Consider the following 16,801-nt stretch of genomic DNA (forward strand, 5'->3'; position numbering starts at 1 on the left):
ATCGTGTGCGATAAGCCGCAGGCGTCTGCGCGCCTTTATATGTGTGCGACGGCAACACCCAATCTTCGGGAGCAACAAAGGGCAGGTTGAGCATCACGGCGGACTGCATCGGGTGGACATGGGGGTCGATGAATCCCGGCATCAGCACCGCATTTTCGAAGCGGGTATCGATGTTGAATTCCCGGTTGCCGATAAAGGGTTCGAGCGCGCCGAGGTTGTTTGAAACGCCCAAAATCGTTCCGTCGGCCACTGCTGCATAGATTGCGGTCGGCAGTTTTGGATCCATGGTGATGATGCGCTTGGCACGGTAAATGGTGACGGGCGTTGGCGTCGCTCCCATCAACAGCGGTGCTACCCCAAGCGTTGCGAGCATATCGCGGCGTTTCAATTTCATATAACCTCTCCCTTTGGCGACAATAGCTTGTCTATCCAAAATGCAAAGCCAATCGCAAAGGCTGGCATAGTTTCAAATGCAACTGTATCGGTGGCCCATGACCGACATGACTTATGCCCGCTATCTGGCGCTCGACGAACTGCTCGCCTGCCAGCATCCGCAATCCGAACTGGATGATGAAATGCTGTTCATCATCATCCACCAGACCAAGGAATTGTGGCTGAAACAGATCATTCGCGAAATGAAATTGGCGAAAGCGCAGGTGCAGGCCGATGCGCTGGTACCGGCCTATAAGGCGCTGGCAAGGGTCAGCCGAATTCAAGCGGTTATGACGCTAAGCTGGGATGTTCTCTCAACGATGACGCCGTCCGATTATACCCGATTCCGCCATGTGTTGGGGCCAAGCTCAGGCTTCCAGTCCGACCAGTTCCGCACTGTCGAATATATGCTGGGCCTGAAAGATGGCGGCTTCCTGAAATATCAGGAGGATCGTCCGGAGGCACAGGCGGCGATGCGTGAGGCCTTGCAAACGCCCAGTATCTGGGACGATGCCCTTGCCGCTGCGGCGCGTGCCGGATTGCCGATACCGGGCGAAGTGCTGGGTCGTGATTTCAGCCAGCCTTATGTTGCAAACCCCGCGGTCGAGACTGCGTTCCTGACTGTCTATCGCGAACCGGAACGCTATTGGGAAGTGTACCAGCTCGCCGAGAAGCTGGTCGATCTTGACGATGCGATGGCCACCTGGCGGCACAAGCACGTGATTACTGTCGAACGCGTTATTGGCGGCAAGCGCGGTACCGGAGGCACGGCGGGGGTGAGCTATTTGCAAGCCACTCTGGCAAAACGCGCTTTTCCAGAGCTGTGGTCGCTGAGGACGCAGCTTTGAGCTTCAAGCACCTCTTCTCACGCGCACTTTCGGCCAATCCCGACCGCCTGCATTTTGCTGCGCACAGCCACCACCTCTGGCCAGACGCCAGCTATGATGGGCAGGTCGAGGCTTGGGAGGATGCCGCGCAGCTTGCCGATCTCAAATGGGGCCGCATCATGGGGCCGGTGTGGGAAGAAACGCAGGGCCATATTGCCCGTGAGCTGAAACTGCCCGATCCCTCAACCATCGCTTTTTCGCCCAACACGCACGATTTCCTTGTTCGCATTTTTTCCGCGATTTCGAAACGACCGGTGCGTGTGCTCGCTACCGATGGCGAGTTCCACAGCTTCCGCCGCCAGATGGCGCGCTGGGTAGAGGCTGGGGAGGCGGTGTTGGTCAATGCGCCTGCAGATGAACTGGTTGCCACGGCGGAGGCCGGCGGGTTCGACCTGATTTTTGCGAGCCAGGTGCTGTTCAACTCCGGCGCGATCATAAGTGAACTTGAAAGGTTGGCAGCGCTGGCCAAGCCCGACGGGCCGTGGGTGGTGGTTGATGGCTATCATGGCTTTATGGCGAAAGAGACCGATTTGTCTGCCGTCGCCAACCGCATCTTCTATGTCTCCGGCGGGTACAAATATGCGATGGCGGGCGAAGGGATATGCTTCCTCCACGCACCGCCGGGGTTCGCACCGAGGCCGTTGGTAACGGGCTGGTATGCCGCATTTGAAGACCTAGCGCTTCCGCCCGGCGCAGTCGGCTATGCACAGGATGGCGGGCGGTTTCTCGGCAGCACATTTGACGCTTCGGGGTTGTACCGCTTCAATGCCGTGCGCCGGATGCTCGATGCGGAGGGCCTGACGACGGGTGCCATTTCGGCGCATGTGGAGGCGTTGCAACTTCGCTTTGTTAAAGCGGATGCAATGGCAGGTTTCGAATTGCTCAATCCGCACGATAGTGGTCCACATGCCCGCTTCCTCGCCTATCGCGGACAAGGGGCACCGTCTTTGCACGCCAAGCTGGAGGCAAATAATGTCATCACCGATGTACGCGGCGATGTGCTGCGCATCGGTTTCGGAATCTATCAGGATGCGCAGGATGTGGACCGGTTGGTCGATATTCTGCGGGAAATCTAATCCGTCGCCCCTGCGCAGGCAGGGGCCGCAGTCGGTTTAGTCAGCTTTGAAGGATACAACCTCCAGCGGCCCCAGCTTTCGCTGGGGCGACGTTGTGTTTTAAGATTTCGTCCGCTGATCCTCGACCATATCTTCGGCCAATTCCAGGCCGGCCTTGCCACCCGCGACAGTGTGCGACGGGGCATGGGGTGGTTCGATGAATTCGGGTTCCTCGACCTCCAGCATGCCCTCCCATTTGGTGATAACAGAGGTCGCAACCGCATTGCCGACAACATTGGTCGCGGTGCGGCCCATGTCGAGGAACTGGTCGATGGCGAGGATCAGGGCAACGCCCTCGACCGGCAAATCGAACATGGCAAGCGTGCCGGTGATGACGACCAGCGAGGCGCGCGGCACGGCGGCCACGCCCTTGGAGGAAATCATCAGCGTCAGCAGGATCAGGATCTGTGTGCCGATCGACAGGTCCATGCCATAGGCCTGCGCGATGAAGATGGTCGCGAAGCTCATATACATCATCGAGCCGTCGAGGTTGAAGCTATAGCCCAGCGGCAGCATGAAACCCGAAATCCGGCGCGGCACGCCAAAGCGATCAAGCTGTTCGAATAGCTTGGGCAGGGCGGCTTCGGATGAGGCGGTCGAGAAAGCGATCAGCATCGGCTCGCGGGTATATCGGATCAGCGGCCCTATCCGTTTGCCGAGGAAAATCGCACCTAGCGAAAGAAGGATCGCCCACAAGATTGTCAGCGACAGATAGAATTCAACCACCAGCTCCAGATAGGTGCCGAGGATAGCGAGACCACTGGTCGCCACCACCTTGGCCAGCGCGCCAAAGACGGCGAACGGAGCAAAACGCATCACATAATGGGTGATCTGCAACATCATTTCGGCGAGCGCATCGGCCCCGCGGACCAATGGCGCACCCTTTTCGCCTAGCGCCGACAGCGCGACGCCTGCGAAAAGTGAAAACACCAATATCTGAAGGATGTTGTTGGTCGCCATCGCCTCGAACGCGTTTTTAGGGAAGATCGACAGGATGAATTCCCAGAAATCGAGCTTCTTCACCTCGCCGATATTCTGCGCCGCTGCGGCGACTGTATCCACCGGCGCACCAACGCCGGGCTGGAAGACATTGACCATCAACAGGCCGAGGCCGATCGATATGAAGCTGGCGATAATGAACCAGCTGATCGCGCGGAAACCGATACGGCCGAGCGCCGAACTGTCCCCCATATGCGCAATCCCGACTACGATCGTCGACAGGATCAAGGGCGCGACGAGCAGCTTGATCAGGTTGAGGAATATGTCCGACAGCAGCTTGAACGTCTTGGTCGCATATTCGAACCAGACATTGTCCTGCGCTATGCCGATATGAACGGCATAGCCGACAACCACGCCCAGGATCATCCCGGCAAGGATGTACCATGTCAGTCGGCGATCCATTTATGCTTCCCCTTAATCTTGGTCTGTTCTTTGGCTGTGGTAACCGAGCGGTAACGACACGGCAAGCGCATCCGTTTCCGCAGCGTAAATTTCGTTTCAAACGCAACTATCTGGTTGTTTGGTCGTTCCATCGGGGGCATAGGCAAGGAAAATCAAAAGGGGCGAAAGGCCCTCAAACGACGCGGAGCGATTAGACATGGCAAGTGCCGACCCCAAATTGGCGAAACCCCTGCTGGCAGCGATATTGGCGCGCACTTTGCCCGGTGAGATTGACGGATTTGGCAAGGACGCGCAGGCTCAGGCGGTTGAGTTCATGCTGGCGACAGCAGCCAATCGGTCGAGCGGCAAGTCCAACATCGCGGTTGATACATTTGCCGATGCCAGCGGGCGACTGGCGATGCGTGTGGCGCTAATTAATGACGATATGCCTTTCCTTGTGGATTCGGTTGCGGCTGCTCTTGCTTCGGCCAATGTCGCCATTGAGCGGCTGATCCATCCTGTGGTTGATGTCGAGCGCGATGCCTCGGGCACGCTCACCGCGCTTAGCGACAAGCGCGGATCGACGGGTAAGCGCGAAAGCTTCATCTATGTCGAAACCTCGCGCATCGATGCGAAGGAACGGCGCGCGCTTGCCGACAGCCTCGCTGCGGTGCTGGAAGATGTGCGCTGCGCGGTGACTGACTGGCGCAAGATGCAGGGCGCGATGTCCGAAGATGCCGACAGCCTGCCCGAAGGTGAGGGAGCAGCGCTCATGCGCTGGTTCATGGATGGCGCAATGACTGTTCTGGCGCATGAACGCATTATAGGGGATGGTGTGCGTGAAGCACGGCTGGGGTTGGCGCGGTCTAGCGAAACAGCTCTGCTCTCCGAAGAAAGCGTCACCCGTGCGCGCAGCTTTTTTGCGGAAGGCGGGCAGGCGCCTTTGATCCTCAAATCGAGCCGAGTGTCGACGGTGCACCGCGCGGTACAGCTCGACATATTGGTCGTGCCGGTGCGCGATGGCGACAAGATCAAGGGGCTGGGGGTGACCGGTGGTCTGTGGACCAGCAATGCACTGGCAACCCCGCCGGAGCGTATTCCGCTGCTCCGCACCCAGCTTTCCGATTTGCTCACCCGATATGGTTTTGACCCGTCGGGCCATGCGGGCAAGGCGATGTCGCACGCGCTCACCTCGCTGCCGCATGATCTTCTGGTGTCGTTTAGCCGCGCCGATCTGGAGCGCGTAACGCTGACGGCGATGTCGCTGACCGATCGGCCGCGTCCGAAGCTGCTCGCTGTTCGCTCGGCATTGGGGCGGCATGTGTTTGTCTTTGTCTGGCTGCCGCGCGATGAAATCTCGACCGGCCTGCGTCGTGCCATCGAGGCGATGCTGACCGAAACCAAGGGCGCGAGCGTTCTTGGCTGGTCGATCGGACTTGAGGATGGCGGCATCGGGCTGCTGCGTTACCTGCTCGACCTTGAAGATCGCAGCGTTGAAATCGACGAATCAGCACTAGACCGCCGCCTCCAGTTGATGGTCCGCGGCTGGGAACCAGCCGTAGAGGCGGAGCTGGCACGCGTAGCAGACGAAAAGCGCGCAGCTGCCCTGATGGAGCGCTATGCCGCCGCCTTCCCGCAATCGCATCGCGTTGCCTATCCGGTTGGAGAGGCGGCGCAGGACATGATCAGCCTTTTGGCGATGGAGCGCGATCATAGCCGCATCTCTCGCCTGATTGCCGATGCCGACAAGGATGACAGCACGCTCAGCCTGAAGGTCTACAATGCAGGCGGCGCGATGCCGCTGTCGGACATCGTTCCGGTGCTGGAAAATTTTGGCTTCAACGTAATCGAGCAAGTGCCGACCGCGTTGGGCGAGATTGCCCATATCCATGATTTTCATCTTGGTTTGCGTGGCGGCGCAGCAACAGCGCCGCTCTTTGCGCGCAAGGAAGTTATCGAAACGGCGCTGACCCAGGTGATCGATGGCAAGGCAGAAAATGATGCCTTCAACCAGTTGATCACGATTGCCGGGCTGGAACCGCAGGCTGTGGTCTGGCTGCGTGCCTGGCACCGCTATCTGCGCCAGACTGGCCTCAACTATGGTGTTCCGACCATCGTTGCGGCGCTGGGCAACAATGCCGGCATTGCACGCGCGATTGTATCGTTGTTCACCGCGCTGCACGACCCCGCTTTCGCTGGTGACCGCGCGGCTGCTGCGGTGAAACTGGACGAAGAAATCAAGGCTGGCCTCGCCAAGGTTGCGGCTGCTGATGAAGATCGTATCTTGCGCCTGATGCAGGCGGTGGTGAAGGCGACGCTGAGGACCAATGCCTTTGCGCCCGCTTCGAAAGAAGCGCTGGCGTTCAAGCTGGACAGCTCGAAGGTGCCGGGATTGCCCGCGCCGCTGCCATGGCGCGAAATCTTTGTTTATTCGCCGCGGGTGGAGGGCATCCACCTGCGCGCAGGGCCGGTTGCACGTGGCGGGCTGCGCTGGTCCGATCGGCGCGACGATTTCCGCACCGAAATCCTTGGCCTGATGAAGGCACAGCGCGTGAAAAATGCGGTGATTGTGCCTACGGGCGCGAAGGGTGGATTCTATCCCAAGCGCCTCCCCGATATGCGCGTTGATCGTGATGCCTGGCTGGCAGAGGGCACCGAAAGCTATCGCATCTTCATCCGCACCCTGCTGTCGATCACCGATAATCTGGTCGATAATAAGGTCGTTCACCCCGACAGCGTCGTAATCCGCGATGGAGACGATCCCTATTTCGTGGTCGCCGCCGACAAGGGCACCGCAACCTTCTCCGACGTCGCCAATGCCATCGCGCTCGAACGCGGATTCTGGCTGGGCGATGCTTTCGCGTCGGGTGGCTCGGTTGGATATGACCATAAGGCGATGGGGATCACCGCCAAAGGCGGCTGGGTTTCAGTCCAGCGGCACTTTGCCGAAATGGGCATCGATGTGCAGAAGGAGCCGGTGACGGTCGCCGGCGTGGGCGACATGTCGGGCGATGTGTTCGGGAACGGCATGTTGCTTTCGAAAGCGATCAAGCTGGTCGCCGCGTTCGATCACCGCCATATCTTCCTCGATCCCAACCCCGATCCGGCGGCGAGCTGGAAGGAACGGCAGCGGCTGTTCAACCTGCCGCGTTCCAGCTGGGCTGACTATGATGCCAAGCTGATTTCCAAGGGCGGCGGGGTGTTCGCGCGCAGCGAGAAAGAGATCAAGCTTTCGCCGGAAGTTCGCGCCCTGCTGGGTGTCGAGGATGGCGTGATGGAACCGGCTGCGCTGATGAAGGCGATCCTCAAGGCGGAGGTCGGGCTGATCTGGTTCGGCGGAATCGGCACCTATTTGAAGTACGCCAGCGAAGCCAATGTCGAAGTGGGTGATCCCGCCAACGATGCGATCCGCATCAATGCGCAGGATCTTCGCGCCAAGGTGATCGGCGAAGGTGCAAACCTTGGCGTGACGCAAGCCGCGCGCATCGCCTTTGGCCTGAAGGGCGGGCGCATCAACACCGACTTCATCGACAACAGCGCGGGCGTCGATTGCTCGGATAATGAGGTGAACATCAAGATCGCGCTCAACGCCGAAATGGCGGCTGGCAGGTTGAAGATCGAACCGCGCAACACATTGCTCGCCAGCATGACTGATGAGGTCGCGGATCTCGTCCTCGAAGATAACCGGATGCAGACGCTGGCGCTTTCGATCGCCGAAAGCGGCGGGGCCGGGGGTTTCCCAGCTGTTGTTCGTTTGATGGAGATATTCGAAAGCCAGGGCCGCCTTGATCGTGCGGTCGAGGGGCTGGAGGGTTATGATGAATATCTGCGCCGCGAAGCCGAAGGCCATGGCCTGACCCGGCCTGAACTTGCAGTTTTGCTCTCGACTGCGAAGCTTGCGGCGCAAGACGCGGCGGAGGACGGCCCGCTTGCTGGCGACAGCGCGATGGACGGAGAGTTGCTAGCGGCGTTCCCCAAACCGATGGCCGACGCACATCGCGACGCCATCCTGTCGCATCGCTTGCGCCCGCAAATCATCGCTACAAAACTTGCCAATCGCATGATCAACCGCATGGGCATGCTGCATCCGTTCGAGCTGGCGGAGGAAGAAGGTTGCACGTTGGGCGTCGTGACCGAAGCCTTTGCAATAGCCGAACGGCTGTTTGACCTGCCCGCGTTATGGGCCGAAATTGACGAAGCCAAAATTCCCGAAGCGACGCGCATCATGTTGTTCCAACAGGTTGCGGTCGAAACCCGCGCGCACATGGCGGACATGATCCGCAATGGTAAGGAAGGCCGCAGCGTCGGCGCCGCAATCTCCGATTACGCGCCGGTGATCGAAGAGCTGTCGGCGGCGCGCAAGGAATTGCTGACGCCGGATGTTACTGCGCAAACAGAAGCTTATGGTGAAAAGCTCTCTGTAGGCGGCGCGCCTGCCAAACTGGTGGCGAAGCTGGTTCGCATCGCGCAACTCGATGGCGCGATCGGCCTTGCCGCACTTGCCACCGAACGCAAGGCGGATGCCAAAGCGCTGACCAAAGCATTCGTCCTGCTGGGTGATGCCCTGGGCCTTGGCTGGGCCCAGAACAGCGCGATGCAGATGGACCCCAAGGATCCGTGGGAACGCTTGTTGGTCGCCGGCCTCGCGCGCGATTTCCAGGCGATGCGGCTCGATTTCCTGCGCCGACAGAAGGCTATGGATGCCGACGCTGTGACGGCTTGGATTGGCAAGCATACCGACCGGGTGGCGATGTTCCGTTCGATGATCGACCGCGCACGCCGGGGTGGTCTGCCGACGCCTGCCATGCTCGCGCAGATTGCCGGGCAGGCAAGGACTTTGTTGGGACGGTAGTAGTTTCCCCTCCCGCAAGCGGGAGGGGAGGTTTTTAGAAAGCCGCAATCCCCGTAATCGCGCGTCCCAAAATCAGCGCGTGCACATCGTGCGCACCTTCATAGGTGTTGACCGTCTCCAGATTCACCATGTGGCGGATGACCTGATATTCTTCGCTGATGCCGTTGCCGCCATGCATGTCGCGCGCCTGACGGGCGATGTCCAAAGCCTTGCCGACATTGTTGCGCTTGACGATCGAGATCATGTCCGGCGCAAAGCGGCCTTCGTCCATCAGGCGGCCAACGCGCAGTGAGGCCTGCAGGCCGAGCGCGATGTCGGTCATCATGTCGGCGAGCTTCTTCTGGTAAAGCTGGTTTGCAGCCAGCGGCTTCCCAAACTGGTGCCGGTCGAGGCCATATTGACGGGCTGCGTGCATGCAGAATTCGGCGGCACCCAGCGCGCCCCAGCTGATGCCATAGCGTGCACGGTTGAGGCAACCGAACGGCCCTTTCAGGCCCTGCACTTCGGGGAGCAGGGCGTCTTCACCAACCTCGACATTATCCATCATGATCATGCCGGTGGTCGAGGCACGCAAGCTCAGCTTGCCCTCGATCTTGGGCGCGGAAAGACCCTTCATGCCCTTTTCGAGGATGAAACCGCGAATGCCGCCGCCATGCGCCTCGCTCTTGGCCCAAACGACAAAGACGTCGGCAAAGGGGGCATTCGATATCCAGGTCTTGCTGCCGTTGATCACATAGCCGCCGTCGACCTTCTTCGCGACGGTGCGCATACCGGCCGGATCGCTGCCCGCATCGGGTTCGGTCAGGCCGAAACAGCCGATCAGCTTGCCCGCGGCGAGGCCGGGCAGATATTTGCGGCGCTGCTCTTCGGAGCCATAAGCGTTGATCGGGTGCATCACGAGGCTCGACTGCACAGAGGCCATCGAACGATAGCCCGAATCGACGCGTTCGATTTCGCGGGCAATCAGGCCGTAAGCGACATAGCTTGCGCCCGCGCCGCCATAGGCCGGGTCAATGGTCGCACCGAGCAGACCAGCGTGACCCATCAGTGGGAAAAGTTCGGGTGCGTCAACCTCCTCGCGGAATGCCTTGATCACGCGCGGCTGCAGCTCATCCTGCGCAAAGCCATGCGCGGCATCGCGGATCATGCGTTCTTCTTCGGTCAGCTGGTCGTCGAGGAAAAAGGGATCGGACCAATCAAAGGCTGCCATTTCGGCCATATTCGTAACTCCTGAAACTGGTTGGGCGCTTAGGATGTTTCGTGATTTTGGGCAACACCTGCCTACAAAACAAGGCTTCGACATTCCCGCGAAGGCGGGGAACGAAGTGACGGGACGTCAATCCATCCCCAGAGCTTGCAGTTTACTGCGACGGCTGTGTAGTGCCGACATTTCAGGTGATGGATTCCCGCCTTCGCGGGAATAACGAGGTGGGATTAGGTCATGTCAGTTTTATCCATTGAAGTGGGAAGCTTGTTAACGCGGTTAAGTTGCACCATCCCCACCGGTGACCTTCCAGTCTGCACCCCGATCGACGGCAGCGAGATCGCTTCAGTCACAACAGCAACTACGGCCGAAATCGACTTAGCCCTGAGCAGCGCCCAATCCGCGTTCCTCAAATGGCGCACTGTCCCGGCACCTCGCCGCGGCGAACTCGTCCGCTGCTTTGGCAACGCCCTGCGCACCCATAAGGCCGACCTCGCTCGCCTCGTCACCATCGAATGCGGTAAACCCATCAGCGAAGGCGAGGGCGAAGTGCAGGAGATGATCGACATCTGCGACTTTGCTGTCGGCCTGTCGCGCCAGCTCCACGGCCTGACCATCGCCAGCGAGCGTCCCGGCCACCGGATGATGGAACAATGGCACCCACTGGGGCCGGTGCTGATTATCAGCGCCTTCAACTTTCCGGTTGCGGTATGGGCATGGAATGCGGCGCTGGCGCTGGTGTGTGGCAACAGCATCGTGTGGAAACCTTCGGAGAAAACGCCGCTGACGGCGCTTGCGGTTCAGGCCTTGCTCGACAGCGTGCTCCGGGATTTTGAAGATGCACCCGAGGGCCTCTCCCGGGTCGTAATCGGTTCGCGCGACACCGGCACCGCGCTGGTTGCGGATCCGCGTATCGCACTTGTGTCGGCTACCGGCAGCACCGCGATGGGCCGTGCTGTCGGGCAGGTGGCAGCATCGCGATTTGCCAAGACCATCCTCGAATTGGGAGGCAACAACGCCGCGATCGTCAGTGACAAGGCCGATCTTGACCTTGCATTGCGTGGGGTGTTGTTTTCGGCAGTGGGCACCAGTGGTCAGCGCTGCACCAGTCTGCGTCGTCTGTTCGTGCACGATGCGATCTACGATGATTTTGTCGCCAAGTTGAAAGTCGCTGCGGCTAGCATCCCTGTGGGTGATCCGCTGGATATCGCCAATTTGGCTGGTCCTCTGATTGATGCAGCTGCCTTCGATCGGATGCAAGCCGCCTTGGGTGAAGCGGAGGCAATGGGTGCACGGATACATGGTGGTGAACGGATTGGCCGCCCCGGCGTCTATGTGTGCCCGGCCATTGTTGAAATGGCAGAGCATGTCGGGCCCTGCCTGTACGAGACATTTGCGCCCATTCTATATGTGTTTCGATATTCGGAGCTGGAAGAGGCCATCGCCCTGCAGAACAGCGTGGGTGCCGGGCTCTCCTCGTCTATCTTCTCGCTCGACATGCGTGAATGCGAACTATTCCTGTCTGCGGCAGGCAGCGATTGCGGCATCGCCAATGTCAATATCGGCACCTCTGGCGCAGAAATCGGTGGAGCCTTTGGCGGCGAAAAAGAGACTGGCGGCGGGCGCGAAAGCGGCTCTGATGCCTGGAAGGCCTATATGCGCCGGGCGACCAATACGATCAACTACAGCACTGAGTTGCCTCTCGCCCAGGGCGTCAAATTCGACATTGGTTGAATGAGGCTGAAGCACGATTCCTGCTGGATGAACATCTCCTTTGACGCGATGGAGTCAAATAGATGTCATATAGTTGTCGTATAGATGAAATAGTAAGGTTTTCTGCGGTTTTTTAGCCGTAAATCACGCTTTTTTCTTTCATTCCTCTCCCGCTGTAATGATACTGTAACAATCATCAAAATGGCGGATAGGAGAGTCGCTATGAAAATGGTTTTGATCGGATTGGCGTCAATGGTTTTCGCAGCATCCGGAGCATCGGCGGAGGCGCCCGCAGCAGAAATCGGTTACGAACGCGGTGCGCTGGGCTTTGAAGCGCTTATGGCAAACGACAATGAAACCGCGTTGCGCCAGATCCAGTCTGCGAAGAGTGTGCCCCACAATGATCCTGCAAGGCTGATCAATCTTGGGCGTGCGCATGCGCGCTTGGGGAATGTGACACAGGCGCAGCAGGCATTTGAGGCGGCAGCCAATTGTCGGGAACATTTCGATATCGTGCTGTCGAGCGGCAAGGTCATGAACTCGCGCAAGGCAGCGATGCTGTCGCTGCAGTCGCTGAAAAGATAGTCGCCAGCAGGGTTGCTGATCGCTTTTTGATGGTGGTTTTGACGCAGATGTAACAGTCTTGAAACATAAGTTTCACGAAACCGTCTCCAACATCGAACAATAGAGTCACATCCATATTCTAGGGGCCTTCACCGAAGACCGGTGGGGGCCCTTTTGATTCGTACCCCGCATGTCCGAAGACCCGTCCGGGTAAAGTTTATTGCGGAGAATCAGAATGATAGACCCGAAATTGCGTGGGATAGTTTATGCAACGGCAGCAGCAGGCCTGCTTTCAGCCTGTGGTGCCGATGATATTGCGTCGCCTGGCGATGGCAGCATCGTAGTTGTGCCGCCGCCGGTGGTTGCGCCCCCGCCACCGCCGCCGCCCCCTCCGCCGCCGACAGGCCCAGCAGCCAGCTGCCCCTCGGGCACCGTCGATGCGGGTACCATTGCCAATCGCCGCAACTGCCAGATTTCGGGCACCATCACCGGCGCACTTCGCCTGCAGAACCTTGCAGGCACGATCTACTCGCTCAATGGCAAGGTGCAGGTTGGCCAGGATTTGGGTGCCGATCCCAATGCGCCGATCGCAGGCGCGCAGTCGGGCGTTCTCACGATCGACGCAGGCGTGACCATCTTCGGCGCATCGGGCGCTGACTTCATGGTCGTCAACCGCGGCTCGCAATTGAATGTTGATGGTTCTGCGACCCGTCCGGTCGTCATGACCAGCCGCAACAACGTGTTGGGCACGTCAACCGCTTCAAGCATCGGCGAATGGGGTGGCCTCGTTATCCTTGGCCGCGCGCCGATTGCAGACTGCGCTGATGCTGCTGCCACTGGCGGCACCGTGGGCTGCGTCGCTCCGGTCGAAGGCACCAGCGGTTCGATCTACGGCGGTGCGTCGCCCAACGACAATAGCGGCACCATCCGTTATCTGCAGGTTCGCTATCCGGGCTTCCGTGTGGATACCAACAACGAACTCAACGGCATCACCATGGCCGGCGTGGGCGCTGGCACGATCTTCGAAAATGTCCAGGTGCACAACAGCTCTGACGACGGCATCGAATGGTTCGGTGGACGCGTAAACGGTCGCAACCTCGTGCTGACCGGCAATGACGATGACTCACTCGACGTAGACTCGGGCTTCAAGGCCGCCCTGCAGGATATCATCGTGCTGCAGCGCACCGACGGTGGTGACCATATCGTCGAAGCCGACTCGTCGGGCAATGATACCCGCCTGCCGCGAACCGATGTCCGCTTCTCCAACTTCACGTTCATTGGCCAGACTGGACGCAATACGACCCTGTTGCTCCGTGGTGGCGGCGACTATTCGTTCGTCAACGGCATCATGACGGGCAGCCCGCGTTGCATTGATATCGATGGTGCGTCGACGGTGCAGGCTGCAAACGCTGCGCAGGATGAGGACGGTCCGCCGGTCTTCAACTCTGTGTTCATGTCTTGCGCAACCGCATTCCCTGATGATGCCGACGTTACCGGTGCACAGGTGCAGGCGATCTTCGCGGCCGGCACCAACAACACCGCCAATGGCACCTCGACGCTTTCGGGTACCTTCATCAATGGTGCTAACGAAAATGCGGTCTCGCCCTTCGCAGCAGCCGGTCTAGCCAGCTACCTGATCAACCGGGCCTATATCGGCGCGGTTCGGGACAGCACGACCAATTGGTGGTCGGGTTGGGCTTGCGGCCTTCCGGGTCAGGCCTCGTGCCTTGAAATCCCCGCCGCAGGCTGAGCTAACGCATCGCAAATCCCAAAGGGGCGGCGCCGGAATGTCGCCGCCCCTTTTTCCAAATAATCAGGGCACCCAAAGATCATGAAACGCATATTCGGCACCACATTGCTGCTCACTTCCGCTCTTGTCGCTCCGGCGGCGCTTGCGCAGGATGTCACCCAGCCAGAGGCGGCGGAAGAGGCTGCTCCGGCAGTTGAGGAGACCCAGCCTGCAGAGGAAGAGGTCGAAATTTCAGGTCCGGGTGCCAATAGCGGCGAAGGACAGGAGATCGTTGTTCAGGGGCGCTACATCCCCAATGTGATCCGCGCGACGCCTGAAGTCGTATCGGTATTGTCGGCTGCCGATATCGCGCGCACGGGTGAAGGCGAAGTCGCAGGTGCCCTGCAACGCGTCACCGGCCTTTCGGTTGTCGGCGGCAAATTCGTCTATGTGCGCGGACTGGGTGAGCGCTATTCGCTGGCGCTGCTCAATGGTTCGCCCCTGCCTTCGCCTGAGCCGCTGCGCCGCGTTATTCCGCTCGATCTCTTCCCGACCAGCATATTGGCCTCGACGGTCGTGCAGAAAAGCTATTCCGCCGACTATCCCGGTGAATTTGGCGGCGGCGTGATCAACCTGACCACCAAAAATGCGCCCTCGGAAGGCTTTTTCGATGTCGGTTTCGGCATCGGCGGTGATACCGAAACCACGTTCGAAGTTGGTTATACCTATTTCGGGAGTCGCGGTGACTGGACCGGCTATGACAGCGGGGAACGCTCACCCAAAGGAGCCTTTGCCAACGCTCTGGCCACCGGCAATCGTATTTTAGCGGGCTCGCAGTTCAGCGTAGCCGATGTGCAGGAAATCACCGCCAGCCTCAGCAATTCGCGCACCAATGTGATCCAGCGCAATCTGGATATCCAGCCGAACATCAGCGGCGATATCGCGATGGGCAAGACCTTCGAATTGGGAGCTGTCGATCTGGGTGTCATTGCCATTGCCGGTTACAACAACAACTGGCGCACGCGCAGCGGGATGCAGCAGTTTGGTAACGTATCGACCGCCAATGGCAGCTCGTTCCTCGAACCCGCTCGCGATTTCGACTATCTGTCGACTGAAAACCGTATCATCCTCAACGGCATGATCGGCCTGGGCCTGCAATTTGGCGAGCACAAGATCCGATTCAACAATCTGTTCATCCGCGACACTCTGAAAGAAGCGCGGGTAGCCCTCGGCAACAATTTTGATACCGTGGGACCCAGCCCGACTCGACCCGACGCAACGATCCAGACAGGCATCACCAGCTGGTTCGAACGCCAGTTGTTTGACAGCCAGATCATCGGCGAATTCCAGTTTGGAGATCTCTCGCTCGACCTGCGCGGCACCTATGCCAAGTCGCAGCGCGACGCGCCCTATGAGCGGTCGTACAGCTATGTCTATAGCGAGGCCTTTCAGGACTATGTGAATGACCTGCGTTCGCCTGGTCAGGATGCCTTTGTCGCATTCAGCGAGTTGGAAGATACCGTTTGGGCCGGTGGCGCGGATGTGGCCTATAAGCTGCCCACTGAATATCCGCTGACCCTTTCGGCGGGCTATGCCTATTATGACAATAGCCGCGATTCCATCCGCCGCGATTTCCAGTTCCAGCCTTCCTCGGCGCTCAACCCGGCTGTTACACAACAGCGCATCGATTATCTTCTGAGCGACTATAACGTCTACAGCTACAATGTGTTGCTGACTGAAACCACAGGTGGCCTTGGTTCAGCGGCCTTTACTGCTGGCCTTAGGGTGCATGCCGGATATGCCATGCTCGAAATCGAACCAATCGATGGCGTGACGCTTAATGCCGGTGTGCGTTATGAAGACGGCAAACAGTTTGTTCAGCCGACCGCGCTGTTCGGCTTGACGCCAGCGCCGCGCACCGACCTCAACAATGATTACTTCCTGCCTGCGGGGACGATTACCTGGAATTTTGCCGAAGACATGCAGCTTCGCCTTGCCGGTTCGCGTACCATTGCGCGCCCGCAGTTCCGCGAACTTGCGCCGCAACCTTATCGCGATACCGATTCCGGCCGCACCTTCTTCGGCAACCAGTATTTGCGGGATTCCGAACTGACCAATGTCGAGGCGCGGTACGAATGGTATTTCGATCGTGACCAGCGCTTCTCGATCGCAGGCTTCTATAAGGAAATCACCAACCCGATTGAAAGCGTCGCGGTGCAGGTCGGTTCAAGCTTCTTCACCAGTTTTGCCAATGCGCCAAAAGCGACGTTGTACGGTGTGGAAATCGAAACCCAGAAATATTTTCCGCTCGAAACTTTGGGTGGTGATTTCTGGCTCAACCGCCGTCTCGCTGCGGTAGCAAACTACACCTATTCGGATTCCGAGATCAAAATCGGTGCCAATGATACGACGGTCAGCTTTTCGAGCGCGCCCAATTCGGTGCCTGCATCGACGGTTTTTGATACCAGCCGCAAATTGCGCCTGACGGGGCAATCGAAGCATCTGGTCAACTTGCAGCTCAGCCTGGAGGATACCGAGAGCCTGTCGCAACAGTCGCTGCTGATTACTTACACCAGCCCGCGCGCCACCAATCGCGGCCCGAACCTGTCGCCCGACTATATCGAGCGCCCGGGTTTGCGCCTCGACCTCATCTTGCGCCAGGGCCTGAAGATTGCAGGCAAGGAACTGGAGTTTAAACTCGAAGGTCGTAATCTGACCGGCACCGATTATCGCGAACAGCAACGGCTGGGCGACTCGGTGCTCAACATCAACAGCTATGATGTCGGGACCAGCTATTCGGCCAGCGTTACAGTGAAGTTCTAAATATCGCTTATTGGAAGGCAGCCGTCACACCGGCTGCCTTTCGTCTGCTTGCCTGTCATAAAAATGAAACCCAAAAGTCATCGAACTGTCTTCTGGTCAGCC

At 59.0% G+C, this 16,801-nt stretch carries 9 protein-coding genes and 1 pseudogene; 7 read left to right on the plus strand and 3 right to left on the minus strand.

The window, feature by feature from the left end; translation table 11 throughout:
* A pseudogene (locus Q0239_RS11570) lies at nt 1–394 on the minus strand (hypothetical protein); the annotation flags it as partial.
* A gap of 97 nt (nt 395–491) precedes the next feature.
* On the opposite strand from Q0239_RS11570, the gene Q0239_RS11575 reads away from it, so the two are divergent.
* The gene (locus tag Q0239_RS11575; RefSeq protein ID WP_298602909.1) at nt 492–1,280 is read left to right on the plus strand and encodes a tryptophan 2,3-dioxygenase; all 789 of its coding nucleotides are present in this window, start codon (nt 492–494) and stop codon (nt 1,278–1,280) included.
* The gene (locus Q0239_RS11580) at nt 1,277–2,395 is read left to right on the plus strand and encodes a class V aminotransferase (protein ID WP_298602911.1); all 1,119 of its coding nucleotides are present in this window, start codon (nt 1,277–1,279) and stop codon (nt 2,393–2,395) included. The genes Q0239_RS11575 and Q0239_RS11580 overlap by 4 nt, the downstream gene beginning before the upstream one ends.
* Before the next feature lie 99 nt (nt 2,396–2,494).
* Here Q0239_RS11580 and Q0239_RS11585 read toward each other — a convergent pair whose 3' ends face one another.
* Nucleotides 2,495–3,835 (minus strand): dicarboxylate/amino acid:cation symporter, encoded by a 1,341-nt coding sequence (locus Q0239_RS11585; protein WP_298602913.1) that lies wholly within the window; start codon nt 3,833–3,835, stop codon nt 2,495–2,497.
* A gap of 196 nt (nt 3,836–4,031) precedes the next feature.
* Between Q0239_RS11585 and Q0239_RS11590 the strand changes: the two genes are divergently transcribed.
* A complete protein-coding gene (locus Q0239_RS11590; protein ID WP_298602915.1) occupies nt 4,032–8,666 on the plus strand; it encodes an NAD-glutamate dehydrogenase domain-containing protein in 4,635 nt (1,544 codons plus the stop codon).
* Between the two features lie 34 nt (nt 8,667–8,700).
* Here Q0239_RS11590 and Q0239_RS11595 read toward each other — a convergent pair whose 3' ends face one another.
* Entirely contained in the window at nt 8,701–9,876 is a 1,176-nt protein-coding gene (locus Q0239_RS11595; protein ID WP_298603070.1) for an acyl-CoA dehydrogenase, read from the minus strand.
* A gap of 231 nt (nt 9,877–10,107) precedes the next feature.
* On the opposite strand from Q0239_RS11595, the gene Q0239_RS11600 reads away from it, so the two are divergent.
* The 4 genes from Q0239_RS11600 (at nt 10,108) to Q0239_RS11615 (ending at nt 16,699) form a co-directional block, all read left to right on the plus strand.
* Nucleotides 10,108–11,604, plus strand: a complete 1,497-nt coding sequence (locus tag Q0239_RS11600; protein WP_298602918.1) for an aldehyde dehydrogenase family protein — start codon at nt 10,108–10,110, stop codon at nt 11,602–11,604.
* A gap of 201 nt (nt 11,605–11,805) precedes the next feature.
* Nucleotides 11,806–12,168 (plus strand): hypothetical protein, encoded by a 363-nt coding sequence (locus Q0239_RS11605; RefSeq protein WP_298602920.1) that lies wholly within the window; start codon nt 11,806–11,808, stop codon nt 12,166–12,168.
* Between the two features lie 214 nt (nt 12,169–12,382).
* Entirely contained in the window at nt 12,383–13,897 is a 1,515-nt protein-coding gene (locus Q0239_RS11610; RefSeq protein ID WP_298602923.1) for a hypothetical protein, read from the plus strand.
* 81 nt (nt 13,898–13,978) lie between these two features.
* Complete coding sequence (locus tag Q0239_RS11615; RefSeq protein ID WP_298602926.1) at nt 13,979–16,699, plus strand: TonB-dependent receptor; 2,721 nt, start codon at nt 13,979–13,981, stop codon at nt 16,697–16,699.
* Nucleotides 16,700–16,801 lie beyond the last annotated feature (102 nt).

This window comes from uncultured Sphingorhabdus sp. (genome assembly GCF_937872355.1).
Taxonomy (GTDB): Bacteria; Pseudomonadota; Alphaproteobacteria; order Sphingomonadales; family Sphingomonadaceae; genus Sphingorhabdus_B.